Annotated in this window: 15 protein-coding genes and 1 rRNA gene; 10 read left to right on the forward strand and 6 right to left on the reverse strand. The window is 71.1% G+C overall.

Annotated features, from left to right (window positions below; genetic code table 11):
- Both rrf and ACGFH8_RS20225 read left to right on the forward strand, forming a co-directional pair.
- Positions 1-91: ribosomal RNA gene (gene rrf, locus ACGFH8_RS20220) — 5S ribosomal RNA — on the forward strand; the annotation flags it as partial.
- 926 nt (positions 92-1,017) lie between these two features.
- On the forward strand, positions 1,018-1,497 hold the full coding sequence (locus ACGFH8_RS20225) for a hypothetical protein (RefSeq protein WP_393369138.1): 480 nt from the start codon (positions 1,018-1,020) through the stop codon (positions 1,495-1,497).
- Here the strand turns inward: ACGFH8_RS20225 and ACGFH8_RS20230 are convergent.
- Complete coding sequence (locus tag ACGFH8_RS20230; RefSeq protein ID WP_393369141.1) at positions 1,470-3,284, reverse strand: VanW family protein; 1,815 nt, start codon at positions 3,282-3,284, stop codon at positions 1,470-1,472. The genes ACGFH8_RS20225 and ACGFH8_RS20230 overlap by 28 nt on opposite strands.
- 166 nt (positions 3,285-3,450) lie before the next feature.
- Here ACGFH8_RS20230 and nudC point away from each other — a divergent pair, with 166 nt between their 5' ends.
- The 3 genes from nudC to ACGFH8_RS20245 all read left to right on the forward strand — a co-directional run bounded on the left by nudC (position 3,451) and on the right by ACGFH8_RS20245 (position 6,966).
- A complete protein-coding gene (gene nudC / locus ACGFH8_RS20235) occupies positions 3,451-4,368 on the forward strand; it encodes an NAD(+) diphosphatase (RefSeq protein WP_393369143.1) in 918 nt (305 codons plus the stop codon).
- A 334-nt stretch (positions 4,369-4,702) separates the two neighbouring features.
- Positions 4,703-5,326 (forward strand): DUF6230 family protein, encoded by a 624-nt coding sequence (locus tag ACGFH8_RS20240; RefSeq protein ID WP_393369146.1) that lies wholly within the window; start codon positions 4,703-4,705, stop codon positions 5,324-5,326.
- Between the two features lie 77 nt (positions 5,327-5,403).
- Positions 5,404-6,966: a DUF6114 domain-containing protein gene (locus ACGFH8_RS20245; RefSeq protein ID WP_393369148.1), complete on the forward strand. Its 1,563-nt coding sequence runs from the start codon at positions 5,404-5,406 to the stop codon at positions 6,964-6,966.
- Positions 6,967-7,150: 184 nt separating this feature from the next.
- Here ACGFH8_RS20245 and ACGFH8_RS20250 read toward each other — a convergent pair whose 3' ends face one another.
- A complete protein-coding gene (locus ACGFH8_RS20250; RefSeq protein WP_393369151.1) occupies positions 7,151-8,821 on the reverse strand; it encodes a DUF885 domain-containing protein in 1,671 nt (556 codons plus the stop codon).
- Positions 8,822-8,952: 131 nt separating this feature from the next.
- On the opposite strand from ACGFH8_RS20250, the gene ACGFH8_RS20255 reads away from it, so the two are divergent.
- Positions 8,953-9,951 (forward strand): DMT family transporter, encoded by a 999-nt coding sequence (locus ACGFH8_RS20255; protein WP_393369153.1) that lies wholly within the window; start codon positions 8,953-8,955, stop codon positions 9,949-9,951.
- 43 nt (positions 9,952-9,994) lie between these two features.
- On the opposite strand, the gene ACGFH8_RS20260 is transcribed toward ACGFH8_RS20255, so the two are convergent.
- Entirely contained in the window at positions 9,995-11,065 is a 1,071-nt protein-coding gene (locus tag ACGFH8_RS20260) for a PHP domain-containing protein (protein ID WP_393369156.1), read from the reverse strand.
- 29 nt (positions 11,066-11,094) lie between these two features.
- Positions 11,095-11,931, reverse strand: a complete 837-nt coding sequence (locus tag ACGFH8_RS20265) for a M23 family metallopeptidase (protein ID WP_393369159.1) — start codon at positions 11,929-11,931, stop codon at positions 11,095-11,097.
- On the opposite strand from ACGFH8_RS20265, the gene ACGFH8_RS20270 reads away from it, so the two are divergent.
- From ACGFH8_RS20270 to ACGFH8_RS20285, 4 genes are all read left to right on the forward strand, one after another.
- Positions 11,930-12,316 carry a hypothetical protein gene (locus ACGFH8_RS20270; RefSeq protein ID WP_393370421.1) on the forward strand — a complete coding sequence of 129 codons (387 nt, stop codon included), beginning with the start codon at positions 11,930-11,932 and terminating at the stop codon, positions 12,314-12,316. The two genes, ACGFH8_RS20265 and ACGFH8_RS20270, sit on opposite strands and share 2 nt — an antisense overlap.
- Before the next feature lie 94 nt (positions 12,317-12,410).
- Entirely contained in the window at positions 12,411-12,578 is a 168-nt protein-coding gene (locus tag ACGFH8_RS20275) for a hypothetical protein (RefSeq protein WP_393369162.1), read from the forward strand.
- Positions 12,579-12,695: 117 nt separating this feature from the next.
- Entirely contained in the window at positions 12,696-13,223 is a 528-nt protein-coding gene (locus ACGFH8_RS20280) for a tRNA adenosine deaminase-associated protein (protein ID WP_393369163.1), read from the forward strand.
- A gap of 145 nt (positions 13,224-13,368) precedes the next feature.
- Positions 13,369-13,815, forward strand: a complete 447-nt coding sequence (locus ACGFH8_RS20285; protein WP_393370424.1) for a nucleoside deaminase — start codon at positions 13,369-13,371, stop codon at positions 13,813-13,815.
- Positions 13,816-13,830: 15 nt separating this feature from the next.
- Here the strand turns inward: ACGFH8_RS20285 and ACGFH8_RS20290 are convergent, their stop codons facing one another.
- Positions 13,831-14,997, reverse strand: a complete 1,167-nt coding sequence (locus ACGFH8_RS20290) for a sensor histidine kinase (protein WP_393369164.1) — start codon at positions 14,995-14,997, stop codon at positions 13,831-13,833.
- Positions 14,994-15,650 carry a response regulator transcription factor gene (locus ACGFH8_RS20295; RefSeq protein ID WP_357255565.1) on the reverse strand — a complete coding sequence of 219 codons (657 nt, stop codon included), beginning with the start codon at positions 15,648-15,650 and terminating at the stop codon, positions 14,994-14,996. Before ACGFH8_RS20295 ends, ACGFH8_RS20290 begins: the two co-directional genes overlap by 4 nt.
- Positions 15,651-15,680: the final 30 nt, after the last annotated feature.

Here is a 15,680-nt window from a genome sequence, read left to right on the forward strand (position 1 = left end):
GCCCGGTTACATTCCGAACCCGGAAGCTAAGCCCTCCAGCGCCGATGGTACTGCACTCGTGAGGGTGTGGGAGAGTAGGACGCCGCCGGACAATCCTTCAGATAGGGCCACCCCCAACGGGGTGGCCCTATCTGCGTTCGCCTCTTCTGGTTGATCGACCCGGATTTCCTGACCTCAGGGCTACCCGATGACGGTGAGGCCGGGAACAGCGGGTTCAAGACGCCCGGAACCGGCAAGGTCACGCTCGATCCATGATGTAGTGGCCTCACCGCCGAGCGGATACCACTACAACCAGGATGTTGCACGATCTTGCGGCCTTGCGGTCTGCAGTCTGCGGATAGGCGACGCGGGGCTCGTATGACACTGGGCTCGTATCGGTTGCGTGGCCGCACGTATCGGTTGATCGACTCGGAGTCACCGAATCGGCGGTATCCGTGCCCGGTTGACGCCCCGATATTGGCAAAGCCGAGTCGGACGACTCTGGACGGGCGATCAACTCGCCGGGTAGCCGGCGGGCCGCGAAGTGGTCGACTCGGCGTCCTTGACGTCAGGGAATTGCGGGTGCGGAACCCGCCGATATCCCGGAAATCCGAGTCGATCACCAATGTCGGGGTATCCGCAGGTGCCAGACACCCCGATATCCAGGAACCCGAGTCGATCAAAGGACCGCACCCTTAGGCCCGTGCCGTGCTCACCCGGACGATCCGGCCCGCGCCGCACGACACAGGCAAGGCGCCAGGTCTCGACGGAGTCGCGCCGGCGCCGGGTCAACTTTGGACAAGATCGTGCTGGCACCGGGTCAGATCTGGACGGGGTCGCGCTGGCACCGGGTCAGGTCGATACTTCCGTGGTTACCTTCGGGACGTGGGAGTGCTCATGAGGCCGCCTGTCGGCGAACCAGACGTTGCGGCGCGCACGTCGAATCAGCCCTCACGCGGGCTTCGGGGCACGGCGCGGCTGTCAGCGGTCGCGCTGACTGTGTGGGCGGTCGTCGATGTGGTCCGCACCATTCTCACGGTGGGGCACTATGAGTCCCGCATCGAGATCGCCACCCATGGCAACGTCGACGCGGTGCCTGCCTTCTACGCGTACATGATCCTGAGCGAACCGTTCCCGTACGGATTCGTGCCGGCTGCGGCGGACTGGCTGTGGATACTCACCGCACTCGTCGCGGTCGCTGCCGTCGTCACCTGGCAGTACTACGTGCGGCGTACGACGGAGTGGCTGGGAGATGCGGTGCGGTGGCCGCCGGCCCGGACGATCTGGTCGTGGTTCGTGGCTGTCGTCGGCACCGCCGTCCTCTACCTGCTCAGCTGGCTGTACCGCTGGGCAACCGCGGATGACGGCAGGTCCCACGAGACGTCGTTGGACACCCGAACGGTGGCCTATCCGCTCTGGACCGCCGGGACGGTGCTTGTCGTGGTCACGGTGGTCCTGAGTGTTCGGCTCGTGCGCCGGACAGTCGAGGCTCAGGAGGGCTTCGGCCCGCAGACGTAGCGGGGCTCGGCGTCGTAGCGCCAGGTGAACTTCTCCCGCTTGACCACCGCGCCGTTCTTCTTGATGACCCGGAAGGCGTCCTGGGCGAAACCGTTGATGCCGTTTGTCGCGATGCACGAGGGGCCGGGCTCCAGGTGGATCAGCTTCGGTGTGGTGATGTTGCGACGCGGCCCGTACTCCGTCTTCACGCTGTCGTAGATCTTGGTGCTCCAGATCGACACGGTGATCGTGCTGGACGTGTGCGACGTGTCGATGAGGACGCCGTACTCCGTGTTGTTGCGGAACTTGAAGTCCAGGTCCGGCCAGAAGATCGTCGACTCGATGACCGCCGGGTAGCGGTCGAACCAGTACGAGTGGGGCTTGTGCTCGACGTCCTCCAGTCCGGCGTAGTAGGTCGCGTTGAACAACGTGGTGGTGAACTGTGAGGTGCCGCCGCCGACGCCCGGCACGAGCTTGCCGCCGAGGATGACCGGCGCGTCCCGGTAGCCCTGTGCGTAGCCGCGCTCGCCGGTGTGCCCGTTCAACGAGAACGTCTTGCCCGGCAGGACGACGGTGCCGTCCACCTCCTTCGCGATTGTCGCGATGTTCTGACTGCGCGACGAGGCCATGCCGCCGGTGAAACGGGTGGTGAAGGTGGACACCCGCTCCTTGATGCCCAGGCCGGCCAGCTTCTCCGCGGTCAGCTCCGGTGGCGTCGGCTTCAGCTCGCCGGTCACCTCGCGGCCGTCCGCCTTCGGGAGGACCGCCAGCAGGTTCTGACCCAGTGTCGCGGCGTCCAGTTGTTGCCCGGGTCGCCCGTCTTTGGTGGTGGGTCGGCCACCGACGATGGTCATCGTGGCGTCCTTCGGCGGCACCTCGATGGTGGCCAGGCTGTCGCCGAGCGCCGCCCGCAGTCGCTTGACGTCCACCGACGGGGTCAGCTTGCCGGCCTTGTCGGCGGTGAACCGCAGGCTCTTCGCGATGGCGGCGGGCGGGACCTGCACCGACCCCTTGTCGGTACGCAGGGTGACCGGTGCGGCGACCGCCGGCTTGGCCAGCTCGGTGACCAGCCGGTCCAGCTCCTCCGGGGTGGTCGCCGGGTGGCTCTCCACGAGCGGCACGGTGACCGGGGTGCCGGCCAGCCAGCCGGCGCGCACCACCTCGGCCGAGCGCTGCGGTTGCAGGGTCAACCCCGGCTTGGGCTGTACGACCTTCGGCGTGGTGCCCTGGTAGGTGATTGCCGGCATCGTCATTCCCTGGGCCTGGTCGCCGAGCATTTTACGGAGCGCGTCGTCCAACCGGTCCACGTCGACGGTGACCACCGGGTCGACCGTGCGGGAGCCGACCAGACGGCTGACCGGGTGCGCGTCGGCCGCGGCCGCTGCCGCGACTGTCGCCGGCACGTCGACGGCCAACCCCACCTCGGCCGGATTGATCTCGACGGTCCGCCCGTCGACAGTGATCTTCAATGGGCCGGCGAGAGCCGCCGCCCGCCGGTCCAGTTCGGCCCGCAACTCCCGGTCGGCGTCCGCGCGGCTCCGGCCGCCCAGCTCGGTGCCGAGCACGCTCGTGCCACGGGGAACGTCACCGGCGTACGCCCAGGCGCCGGCACCCGCCACCGCGGCGAGGACGCCACCGGTGACGCCTGCGGCGAGCAGCGTTCGTACGCGGCGGGGTCGGCTCGGGCCGCCCTCCGGATCGCCCGGGGCGGGAGTCGTCACCGGTCCGTCGTCCGGCCAGGTGACAGCGGTGACCTGCACGGTGGGCCGGTCGTCGGCGGTGGGACTCTTTTCGCCGTACAGCGTCACTGCAACCTCGATCGCCAGGGTGCCGCGGGAGATACGCGCTCCCGGAGGCACCTACGGTAACGAATGCCCGGCCGTGCCCATCCGGTGCTGCTACCGCGTGTCGCTCGTGTCGTCGGAGCACGGGGGCGGTGCCGGCGGCGGACCGGAGACGTGGCACGGTGACCGGGTGGACACTGCGGAGCGGGTGTTGGCGTACGGCGGCGGTTGGTTGGACCGGGCGGGTCTTCTGCGTACCGATCCGACCCGGTTGAGCGCACTGCTCGCCGAGTCGAGCACCGTGGTGTTGGCGTTGTGGCGCGACCGCTGTCTCGTCGACGCGGACGGGCCGGTCCGGCTCACCGCGGAGCGGGCGTCGCTCGTCCGGTCCGCCGCGGGTGAGACGGTCTTCCTGGGGCTCGACGGTGACGTCGCCGTGTTCGCCGTGGACCTGTCCGCACTCCCCGAACGGGCCGCCGTCGAGATGGCCGGTGCGGCACGTTCGGTCGACGTGCGGGCCCTGGTCGGGCGACTCGAACCGGGTGAGGCGGCCGTCCAGGCGTACGCCCGGGGTCTGCTGCACTGGCATCGGCAGCAGCGGTACTGCGGGACGTGCGGGGCGCCGGCCGTCGCGGACGGCGGCGGGCACATGCGTACCTGCACCGGCGGTGAGTGCGGGCGTCTCCTCTTTCCCCGGATCGAACCGGCGATCATCGTGCTGGTCGAGGCACCCGGCACGCCGGATCGGTGCCTGCTGGCCCGGCACGCCGGTGCGGCCGAGGACGCGTTCTCGACACTTGCCGGCTTCGTGGAGATCGGCGAGAGCCTGGAGGACGCGGTCCGTCGGGAGATGGCCGAGGAGGCGGGCGTGACCGTCACCGACGTGACCTACCAGGGGTCGCAGGCCTGGCCGTTCCCCGCCGGCCTCATGGTGGGATTCCGGGCCACCGCCACGTCCGACGAGGTACGCGTCGACGGTGAGGAGCTGCTGGAGGCGCGCTGGTTCACCCGGGCGGAGTTGCGGGACCGGGTGGCTTCCGGCCGTACGCTCGGGCGCGTCGACGCGATCGACCACCGCCTTCTCGAGGACTGGCTGGCCGCGTCCTGACCGGTGGGGCTGCGCGGGAAACCGCCCGCTTTACAGTCGTTACATTATTGTAATCCGACTATATGTCGTCACGCTCCGCAGTAGTTGCGGCGAATCGCACGTACCTCCGTCGGTTTTGCCGTCTTTTGCCGGTAACTGCCGCGACCCTTCGTGACCTCGCGCTGGCGCTGGTCCGAGCTCCTGTTACTGCCGGGTAAGCCGGGGGTTGTGACCTACGCCCCAACGGGTGCACCATCAACCCCGATCGTTACCCGCCGGTAACAGATGTCGGGCCCACGCAGGGCCGCCAGACCGTCACCGGCGAGCCGCGCGCACCCACCTCGAGGAGGAATCCGTGCAGGATCGGTTGAACAATCAGGGTCGTACCCGGTGGCGGCGGTTCGCCGCCATGGCGGTGCCCGCCACCGCCGCCGCGGGCGCCATCCTGTTCGGAATGTCGACAGGCGCCATCGCGTCCGACATCACGGTCTCCGGTCAGACCTTCAAGATCGGCGCCGATCGCCTTGAGGGCGACGGCTTCAAGCAGTACGGCGGCATCGTCCGGGAAAAGGGCAAGGACGGAAAGGCCGGTCAGGTCCACCCGATCGCGCTCTCCGAGATCAGCAGCGCCGAGTTGTACAGCCTCTGCCAGTCCGTCCGCGCGGACCTGCCGGGCCTGCCGGTGGTGCTCACCATCAACGCCGGTGAGGGCAAGGAGCCCGCACGGGCCAAGGACCTGCTGATCGCCATGGACTCGCTGGACGGCAACGCGACCTTCACCAACATCAAGATCGGTCGGGACGCCACCGACCTGAACCCGACGGCGCAGGCCGGCTCGTTCGGCCAGAACTCCGACCACGTGACGATCACCAACCTGCAGCAGGTGTCCCGCTACACCACGGCCGCCACGTTCAACCTGGTCGGGCTTCGGCTGAAGGTGAACGTGGGCGAGGACGCCAAGGGCAAGGAGTGCTTCTGAGGTGAGCCGAGGCCCGCGGTGCGCCACCGCCGCGGGTCCGGCCCGTGTCCCTTTCCCCGCGTGGCCAGGAGGAGTACGTGACAACCGCGAACCCGTCCCACGCCCGGCCCGGTGGTCCGGCGCAGGCGTGGCGGCTCTTCCGCCGCTGGCGGCGCAGTCGGCCGTTCACCGGCGGCCTGCTCACCGCCCTGGCCGGGCTGGAGATGTTTGCGTCCACCCGGATGACCCTCAACGGCCTCAGCTTCCACAGTGGGGCGAGCGGTCTACTCTCGCTGCTGATCCCGGTCATCCTGGTCACCTGCGGTCTGCTGCTGTGGTTCACGCCGGCGCAGCGCCTGTTCTACTCGATCGTCGCGGCGGTCACCGCGGTCTACTCGCTGATCGGGCTCAACCTCGGCGGCTTCTTCGTCGGTCTGCTGCTCGGCATCGTCGGCAGTGCGCTCGCGTTCGCCTGGACACCGACCACGCCACAGGCAGGCGGTGAGCCGGCTGGCGTCGAGCCGGCTGGCGGTGAGGGGCCGATGGTCGAGCCGGCTGGTGTGGAGCGGTCGGATGTCGAGCCGGCTGGCGGTGAGGGGCCGATGGCCGAGCCGGCTGGCGTGGAGCGGTCGGGGGTCGAGTTGGCCGGTGTGGAGGGGTCGTTTGTCGAGCGGACTGGCGTCGACGGCGCTGCCTTTCCGACGGCGGCCCCGGCGTCCGACGGCGGCGAGCCGCCCGCGCGGTCGGGGCGAGCCACCGATCCGCGCCGAGCGTTCGGCATCGTTCTGCTGGTGCTCGGCCTGGCCGCCGGTGTGCTTGCCGTCCAACCCCGAGTGGTGCGGGCCGCCCCGAGCCGGCTCGCCCCGACCGCCTGCCCCACCCCGTCCCGGGATGCCAGCCCGTCGCCCAGCCACAGCCCGGCCACGCCGGCCGCGAGCCCGGACCCGGACGGCAACGTGGTCACCGACATCCTGGACGGAGTCGGCGATCTGCTCAGTGGTGGACGCCGTGCGGAGACCCCGACGCCGTCGACCAGCCCGGCCGGCACGCCCACCGCGGGACCGACCGGCACGCCGACGGACGGCAACTGCCCGCCGCCGACCCCGGGTGGCCCGGGCACGGCGACCCCCGAAGGGCCGGGCGCACCAACCCCGGGCCGGCCGGGTACGCCGACCCCCGCCGGGCCGGGCAGGGTGGAGCCGGGCAAGCCGCTGCCGCGCATCGCCGCCGATCCCACCCTGCCGACGGTGGCGCAGACGCCGTCCAAGCTCACCGGATCATCGGTCCGGATGACCGGGCTGCGGTTCGAAGGCGTCACCGATCTGCGCACCGTGACGGGCAACCTCAAGGTGCTGAAGTTCAGCATGCGTGAGGCGGTGACCGACGACTTCCTGCTCAGCGCCGACGGCCCCGCCGGGCGCAACCAGCGGTACGCGACGGACCGGCTGACCGTCAGCGGAAACGTGGCCTTCTACGCCACCAGGTTCGTCGGCCGGCTCATCGGCATCAAGATCACCCTGACGCCGGATCTGCCACTGCCCGACGGTGTGCCGGTCACCTCGCCCATCCCGATCACGTTCACCGACCCGGCCATCGACCTGGCGTACGTCACGAGTGACACGCTGACCGCCCGACCGGCGTTGGCGCTGACCCTCGGCTGAACCGCACCCGCCGTACGGTCGGGAGCGCCGGCGGTTGTCGTACCGCCGGCGCTCGGAACCGTCGCCAACTCGGAACCGTCGCCAACTCGGAGCCGTCGTTGACTCGGAGCCGTCGTTGACTCGGAGCCGTCGCTGACTCGGAGCCGTCGCCGACTCGGAGCCGTCGTGACTCAGAGCCGTCGTCTCAGAGCCGAGCCAGCGCCTGACGCAGCGGGTCGAGGCCCAGGCTGCCCAGGTCCAGCGCCTGCCGGTGGAACTCCCGCAGGTTGAAATCCGCGCCCTTGCGGGCTTTGGCGTCCTCGCGGGCCTGGAGCCAGATCCGCTCACCCACCTTGTACGACGGCGCCTGCCCCGGCCAGCCGAGGTAGCGGTTCAGCTCGAAGCGCAGATTCTCGTCCGGCACCCGGCAGTGCGCCCGCATGAACTCCCAGCCCAGCTCGGGCGTCCACCGCTCGCCCGGGTGGAAGCCGAACGGATTGTCCTTGGGGATCTCCAGCTCCAGGTGCATCCCGATGTCGACGATCACCCGTGCGGCACGCATCGCCTGGCCGTCGAGCATGCCCAGTTTGTCGCCCGGATCATCCAGGTAGCCCAGCTCGTCCATCAGCCGCTCCGAGTAGAGCGCCCAGCCCTCGCCGTGCCCGGAGACCCAGCACAGCAGTCGCTGCCAGCGGTTGAGCAGGTCGGCCCGGACAGCGGTCTGCGCCACCTGGAGGTGATGACCGGGCACACCCTCGTGGAAGACGGTCGTCACCTCCCGCCAGGTGGAGAAGTCGGTGATGCTCTGCGGCACCGCCCACCACATCCGGCCCGGACGGGAGAAGTCCTCGCTGGGGCCGGTGTAGTAGATGGCGCCGTCGCTGGTCGGGGCGAGGCAGCACTCGATGCGGCGTACCTGTTCCGGGATGTCGAAGTGGGTGCCGTGCAGCTCGGCGATCGCCTTGTCGGCGAGGGCCTGCATCCAGTCCCGGAACGCCTCCTTGCCCTGGATGGTCCGGGCCGGGTCGGCGTCCAACCTGGCCACGGCCTCGTCGACGGTGGCACCGGAGCCGGCGATGCGCCCCGCGACGACACGCATCTCCGCCTCCAGGCGGGCCAACTCCGCGAAGCCCCAGGCGTACGTCTCGTCCAGGTCGATCTTGGCGCCGAGGAAGTACTGCGAGGCGAGCTCGTAGCGCTCCCGGCCGGCGGCCTGCTTGTCCCGCCCGTGCGGGGCCAACTCCGTCCGCAGGAACTGGCCGAACTCGGCGGTCGCCGCGGTCGCCGCCGCCGCGCCCCGCCGCAGCTCCGCGCCGAGCGAGCCCTCCGCGCCCAGCCGCTCGACCAGCCCGTGGAAGAAGTTGTCCTGGGTCGGGTCGACCCAGATGTCGCACTGCTTGGCCACCTCGACCAGCTGCACCTTCGAGCTGACCTGACCGGCGGCGAGGGCCTCCCGGAGGGTGACCTTGTAGTTCTCCAGCGCGCCGGCGAAGCCGTTGAGCCGGGCCGCGATGTTCGCCTGCTCGTCGCTGGTCGCGGTCGGCATCAGGTCGAACACCATGCGGATCTCGTGCAGCCCGCTCTCGATCACGCTGATGCCGCTCGTCGTCTCGCCGGCGTCGTACCGGGCCAGGTCCAGGCCGAGGCGTTCCTGCATGGACTCCTTGGCGATCCGCTCGGACTCGGTCTGCGGCTCGGTCACCTCAAGCTCGGCGAGCGTCCGGCGGGTGAGGTCGGCGCGCGCCTGGTAACCCTCCGGTGAGAGGTCGTCGAGCTTGTCTTCATGGCCGGCAATGCCGACGAAGGTCGCGCCGGTGGGGCTCAACGGCGCCCACTCGGCCACGTAACGGTTGGCGATTTCATCGATTCGTCCCACGCTGCGACCCTACGTGACCGCCCCGCCTCCGTGTCGACGACGTTTGTCGTGTTCAGGCCACTGACGTGACGAGCGGCGCAAGGTCCGAAAGGCGCGCGACTTTGTCGGTGGGTTCCGGCAGAGTGTCAGGGGTGACTGCCGATACCACTCCTGACAAGGCGCCGGTTCGCGCCTGGTTGCCAGGCTTCGTCGCCCTCGCCGCGATCTGGGGTTCCAGCTTCCTGTTCATCAAGGTCGGGGTGGCCGAGTTGCACCCGGTCCAGCTCACCCTCTACCGGGTCGCCGCCGGCGCGTTGACCCTGCTCGTCGTCCTCGCCGTGCTGCGCGACCGGTTGCCCCGCGAGCCCCGGATCTGGGCGCACCTGACCGTCGTCGCCGCGTTCGGCGTGGCCGTGCCGTTCACCCTGTTCGGCTACGGCGAGCAGCGGGTCGAGTCGATGCTCGCCGGCATCTGGAACGCCACCACGCCCCTGATCGTGCTGCCGCTCGCGGTGCTGGTCTTCCGCACCGAGCGGCTGACCGTGCGGAGCGCGATCGGTCTCGGGCTGGGCTTCCTCGGGGTGCTTGTGGTGCTGGGGGTCTGGGAGGGCATCGGCGGAGCGCACTTCACCGGGCAGTTGATGTGCTTCGGCGCGGCCGCCTGCTACGGCGTCGCCATCCCGTACCAGAAGCGGTTCATCGCCGGTAGCGAGCACTCCGGCCTGTCGCTCTCCGCCGCCCAACTGCTGCTCGCCGCCGCGCAACTGGCAGTCGTCGCCCCGTTCGTCGCCGGCCTGCCGCCGCTGCCCACCGAGTTGTCGGCGGGTGTGGTCGCCAGCGTGCTGACCCTCGGCGCGCTCGGCACGGGGCTCGCCTTCGTCATCAACATGCGCAACATCCGGGTGGCCGGCGCGAGCACCGCGTCCACAGTCACGTACCTGATCCCGATCTTCGCGGTACTGATCGGAGCCGTCGCGCTCGACGAGCGGCTCAACTGGCACCAGCCGGTCGGCGCGCTCATCGTGCTGCTGGGGGTCGCGGTCGCGCAGGGTGTGTTCGGGCGCCGGGAGGCCCGCCCGGTGGTCGGCGCCGCCGCTCCCGCCGCTCCCGCCGCTCCCGCCGCTCCCGTCGCCGAGCCCGCCCACCACTGAGGGGCGCCGGCCCGGCCCGGCTCGGCCCGAGACGTCGAGTCGGTCAGGACTTTTCGCGCGTCCAGGCGACCAGCTGGTCCGCCGGCCAGGTGTTGACCACCGAGTCGACGGGGACGCCGCAGAGGGCGGCCCGCTCGCAGCCGAACCGCTGCCAGTCGAGTTGGCCGGGCGCGTGCGCGTCGGTGTTGATGGCGAACCGGCAGCCAGCCTCCAGCGCTCGACGGATCAGGCGCTTCGGCGGATCCTGCCGCTCCGGCCGCGAGTTGATCTCGACGGCGGTGTCGTGCTCGGCGCAGGCGGCGAAGACGGCATCCGCGTCGAAGTCACTCTCCGCCCTGGTCCGGGCGCGGTGCCCCCGGTCGCCCGGACCGGTCACCCCGGCCGGGCGGGACGACACCATCCGGCCGGTGACGTGACCGAGGATGTCCAGGTGCGGGTTGGCGACCGCGGCCAACATGCGCCGGGTCATCTTCGACCGCTCGTCCTTGAGGCCGCTGTGCACCGAGCCGACCACCACGTCCAGCCGGGCCAGTAGCTCGTCGTCCTGGTCGAGGGAGCCGTCGGCGAGGATGTCCACCTCGATGCCGGTGAGGATCCGGAACCCCTCCGGCAGCGCCGCGTTGACCTGCGCCACGTGGTCGAGCTGCCGACGCAGGCGGTCGGCGGTCAGCCCCCGGGCCACCGTCAGCCGCGGCGAGTGGTCGGTCAGCACCAGATATTCGTGGCCCAACTCGACAGCGGCCAGCGCCATCTCCTCGATGGGCGAGCCGCCGTCGGACCAGTCCGAGTGGGTGTGGCAGTCGCCCTTCAGGGCGGCGCGCAGCGCCGTGGCCTCGGCATCCAGGTCGCTGCCCTCGGTCGCCACCAGCCGGCGCAGGTAGACCGGCTCCTCCCCGGCCAGCGACTCCGCCACGCAGCGGGCCGTCACGTCGCCGACACCTGCCAACTCGGTGAGCGTGCCGTTGCCGGCCCGCGCGGCCACCTCGGTCGCCGGCAGGCCCGCCAACGCCGTCGCCGCCGACCGGAACGCGCGTACCCGGTAGGTCGCCTCGTTGGCCCGCTCCAGCAGGAACGCGATGCGGCGCAGGTCGGCGATGGGGTCCCGGGCCTTCATCCCACCGAACCTAGTCGCTGCGGAACCGGTCAGGGAGCCTTCGGGCACCCGTTTTTGCGCTGCCACGTGACGACCTCGGCGGCCGGTTCCCGATTGCCGCCGCCGCGCCAGGAATCCAGGTACCGCGCCGGCCAGAGCACGCCGCGCCGGATCCACCAGCCGTCCTTGCCCTTACACGGCGGCGAGATGCCGAAGTGCACGTGGCAGACGTTGTTGGCGTTGCCGGTGCGCCCCACCTTGCCGAGCTGCTGCCCGGCCCGGACCCGCACTCCGGCGTCGACGCCGCTGGACACGACGCTCAGGTGCGAACCGTAGTAACGCACGCCGTCGTCGCCGAGCAGGGAGACCGACAGGCCGCCGTTGTCCGGGCCCTGCGGTCCACCCTTGGTGTACCTGTCGACGCGACTGACCTCGAGCACCGTCCCGTCGGTCACGGCGACGAACGGTTCACCGCAGTTCGCGAAGAGATCCGTGGCGGGGTACGCGCCGTGGGTCGGGTGGTAGTCCACGTTGCCGGCGCGTACCGGAAAGACATGCCGCACCCCGGCGCGCGGTGCCGTCGCCGACGGGCTGGCCGGCGACGGCTTCGGGCGGGCCGGGACGGTCGCCGTCGGCGCGGCCGACGGCGACACGGGCTGGTCGCCGGTCTCCCAGACCGCCGACGGCGTCTGCGGGGCGCCGTCGGACGGCACCCCCGGCCGGGTGGTCGCGCAGCCGGCGGCCAGCACCGGGGCGAGAAGCAGCAGGATCGGGTACGCCGAACGCGCGCGGCGGCTGATCGTCGGCGAGGGCATCCGGTCATCCTGGCAGAACCGGTACCGTGAGCACGAGCGGCGCGCGTGAGGGAGGGCAGCGACGGTGACCATCGCCCGACCCGATCCTGGCCCGGACCCCGGTGTCGCCGCAGCGCAGGTGGCGCGTGTCCCGTCGGGGCTCTTCCCCGCCGGGCCCCCGTCCCGTCCCACCTACCGCGAGCCGCACCCGGTCACCGGTGGCGGCGTCGCGGCCGGCGGTGGCGCGGCGGCCACCTGGCTGCTGCTGTTCGGCCTGCTCGGCACCGATGTCACAAGCTACGCGTGGTGGACGGTGGTGGCGGGCCTGTTGGCGTGGCTGACCGCGTTGGTGCTGGTCCGCTTCGGCGACCGCGGGGTCGCCACCGGGGTGGCCATCGTCACGGCGGGTGGCTGGAGCATCGCCGCCGCCGTGGTGGCGGTCCGCTGGGCCACGAGTGGTGACTGGCCGCTGTGGTGATCGGGCGGTTGTCGACGACTGCGGCGTGTGCCCGGTTGGCTGCGTAGCGAACGCCGTCTTGACGTAGCCGCCGAGACTCGGCACGCTCGGGTCCATGGCCTGGACCACCCCGCGACAGGACCCCGATCGCAGTCGACGCCGCCTGCAGTTGCTCGCCGAGTTGGCGGGCGCCCGCGCGGTCCGTCAGCGCAGCCGACCCCAGCGGCAGCGCACCGAGCATCTGCGCCAGCTCATCGCTACCCGCCGTCGAGTAACCGGCTGATCCGACTTTGACACGAATGACCGGCCCTTCGGGGCGTTGACGAGTCGCCTGCCGACCCGACCGGCTAACGTGCACGCGTAACGAGTCGACGCTGTGTCGAGGGCTATTGGGGGGACCGTGTCGTACTTCGCTGCGGCCGTGGTGCGCGACGACAGTGGCTGGACCGCCGCCGAGGTCAGCCTGCGTGGCGCCACCGACATCGACGAGGTCGCCGAGCGGCTTCGTGACGTCGACCAGGAGGCCGACGTGTCGCTGCTCTTCGTCGAGGCCGATGACGCGTACCTGGTGATCCTGCGTCTCGACGAGGGCGAGGACCTGCGGGTGTTCGGTTCGGATTCCGCGTACGCCGAGGAGTCCCCGCTGGGCGCGCTGCTGGTCGGCGACCTGAAGACCTCGGTGACCGGGCTCGACGGCGACGAGGAGCCACGCCCGGTGACCACCGGTGACGAGGAGAGCGAGCAGCCCGTCGTCGACCCGGAGGCCGATCCGGTGGGTGAGGCCGATCTGCTGGCCAACCTGGGCATCTCCGCGCAGAAGCTGTTGACCCTGTGCACGCACGAGGGGATGCTGCCGGCGGATGTCACCGCCGAGATCTGCCAGGTGCTCGGCTGCGTCGACGAGGTCGAGGAGCTGCGTGAGGTCTGAGCCGGCCGACGCCACCGACCCGGCACTGGAAACGATCCGGCCGGGGCAGCCGACTCCCGGTGCGGTGGGGCGTGCCGGACCGGGAGCGCACGAGGGCCTGGCCGACCCGGGTGAGGTCGGCCGTCGGCAGCGACACGAGCTGTGGATGCGCCGTGCCCTGGAGGTCGCCGTCACCGGCGGCGCCGGTGCCGCCACAGGTGCCACGGATGTCGACGACGTGCCGGTGGGCGCGGTGCTCTACGCACCGGACGGGACCGAGCTGGCCATCGGGCGCAACGAGCGGGAGCTGACCGGCGATCCCACCGCGCACGCCGAGGTGCTGGCCCTGCGCCGGGGCGCCGAGCGGGCGGGCCAGTGGCGGCTGGACGGCTGCACCCTGGTGGTCACGCTGGAACCCTGCACCATGTGCGCGGGGGCGCTGGTGCTGGCCCGGGTCTCCACAGTCGTCTTCGGCGCGTGGGAGCCCAAGACCGGCGCGGCCGGTTCGCTCTGGGACGTGCTCCGCGACCGCCGGCTCAACCATCGACCCGAGGTCTACGGCGGCGTCCTGGAGGCCGAGACCGCCGCCGTCCTGCGCGCCTTCTTCCGCTGAGGACACCCCGCCTGGTCACTCCGGCGGTCCGGCCACGGGCAGCGTGACCGTGACGATCAGACCGCCCGCCGGGCGAGGTTGCGCGTCGGCTGTGCCACCGTGTGCGCGGGCCACCGCGCGGACGATGGACAGCCCCAACCCGAAGCCCCGCGCGCCGGCGACCCGCTCCCGCGACAGCCGGCGGAACGGCTGGAACATCGTCTCGATGTCGTAGCCGGCGATCGCCGGACCGGTGTTCGTCACCGTGAGGGTGGCCTGGCCGTCGATCAGGGCGGTACGCACCTCGACCCAACCGTCGGCGGGCAGGTTGTGCCGCACCGCGTTCTCCACCAGGTTGACGGTGAGCCGTTCCACGAGCACCGGGTCACCGCTGACCGGGGCCGGTGCCAGCGACCGGCGCACCGGGACGTCGGGCGCCTGCCTCCCCACCTGGTCGATGACGTGCGCGCAGACCTCGGCCAGGTCGACGGGCGTACGCTCGGTCAGCTCGTTCTCGGAGTCGGCCAGGGTCAGCAGGCCGTCGATGAGCCGCTCGTGCCGCTCGTTGATCGCCAGCAACGACTCACCCAACCGGCGCGTCTCCGCCGACGCCTCGGGCCGGCTGACCGCCAGCTCCACCAGTGCCCGATTGAGTGCCAGCGGGGTACGCAGCTCGTGCGAGGCGTTCGCCACGAACCGGCGCTGCCCGTCGAAGGAGCGGTCCAACCGTTCCAGCATCTCGTCGAACGTGTCGGCGAGTTCGCGTACCTCGTCGCGGGGGCCGGTGAGCGCGATCCGCTCGTGCAGGCCCCGGCCGGCGGTGTCCGCACCGGCGATCCGCCGGGCCGTGTCGGTGACCTGGTGCAGCGGCTGCAACGCCCGGCCGGCGAGCAGCCAACCGAAGGCGATCGCCACCGCCGACACCACGATCAACGCGATGCCACCCTGGGTGAGCAGGGACTCCAGGGCGTTGCGCTTGGCCTCGTCCTGCGCGTCCTGCAACAGGGCGCGCACATTGTCGATGTTCTGCCCGCTGGGCGTCGTGGGGGCGGTCTTCGGCAGGTCGCTCAGTTTCACCCCGAACGGCTGCGGCATCCGCTGATCGACGAGCACGTACGTGACGGCCAGCAGGACCACGCCGGCCAGCAGGAAGAGCCCGCCGTAGATCAGGGTGAGTCGGGCACGGATGGTCAGGCGCTTCATCGGATCTGGTACCCCGCGCCGGGCACCGTCTCGATCACCGGCGGGTCACCGAGCTTGCGGCGCAGCTTCATCACGGTGACCCGGACGACATTCGTGAACGGGTCGATGTGCTCGTCCCAGGCACGTTCCAGCAGATCCTCGGCGGAGACCACCGCGCCGTCGGCGCGCAGCAACTCGACGAGCACCGCGAACTCCTTGCGGGACAGCGCCACGTGCCGGTCGTCCCGGCGTACCTCGTGTCGGGCCGGGTCGAGCTGGATACCGGCGCGGCGCAGCGTCGGCGGGGCCGCCGGGCGGGCTCGCCGGGTCAGCGCGTGCACCCGCGCCGACAACTCGACAAGGGCGAACGGCTTGGTCAGGTAGTCGTCGGCGCCGAGCGCCAACCCCGCCACCCGCTCCCGGACCGCCGCCGCCGCGGTCAGCATCAGGACCCGGGTCTCCCCGCCCGCGTCCACGATCGCCCGGCACACGTCGTCGCCGTGCACCACCGGCAGGTCCCGGTCCAGGACCACCACGGCGTACTCGTTGACGCCGAGCCGCTCCAGCGCCGCGTCACCGTCGTACGCCACGTCGACCGCGAACGACTCCCGCCGCAGCCACTCCGCGATGGCGTCCGCCAGCACGGTCTCGTCCTCGACAACCAGCACTCTCACCCCTCCATGGTCCTCGGGATGCGGTAACGG

Origin of the sequence: Micromonospora sp. NPDC049175 (genome assembly GCF_043197345.1) — a bacterium.
GTDB lineage: Bacteria > Actinomycetota > Actinomycetes > Mycobacteriales > Micromonosporaceae > Micromonospora.

Bases quoted from the DNA above. Each gene is read 5' to 3' on its own strand.
- ACGFH8_RS20275 (WP_393369162.1), top strand. From the start codon at position 12,411: ATGGCCTGGACCACCCCGCGACAGGACCCCGATCGCAGTCGACGCCGC.
- ACGFH8_RS20260 (WP_393369156.1), bottom strand. From the start codon at position 11,065: ATGAAGGCCCGGGACCCCATCGCCGACCTGCGCCGCATCGCGTTCCTG.
- ACGFH8_RS20265 (WP_393369159.1), bottom strand. From the start codon at position 11,931: ATGGTCACCGTCGCTGCCCTCCCTCACGCGCGCCGCTCGTGCTCACGG.
- ACGFH8_RS20290 (WP_393369164.1), bottom strand. From the start codon at position 14,997: ATGAAGCGCCTGACCATCCGTGCCCGACTCACCCTGATCTACGGCGGG.
- ACGFH8_RS20285 (WP_393370424.1), top strand. From the start codon at position 13,369: ATGCGCCGTGCCCTGGAGGTCGCCGTCACCGGCGGCGCCGGTGCCGCC.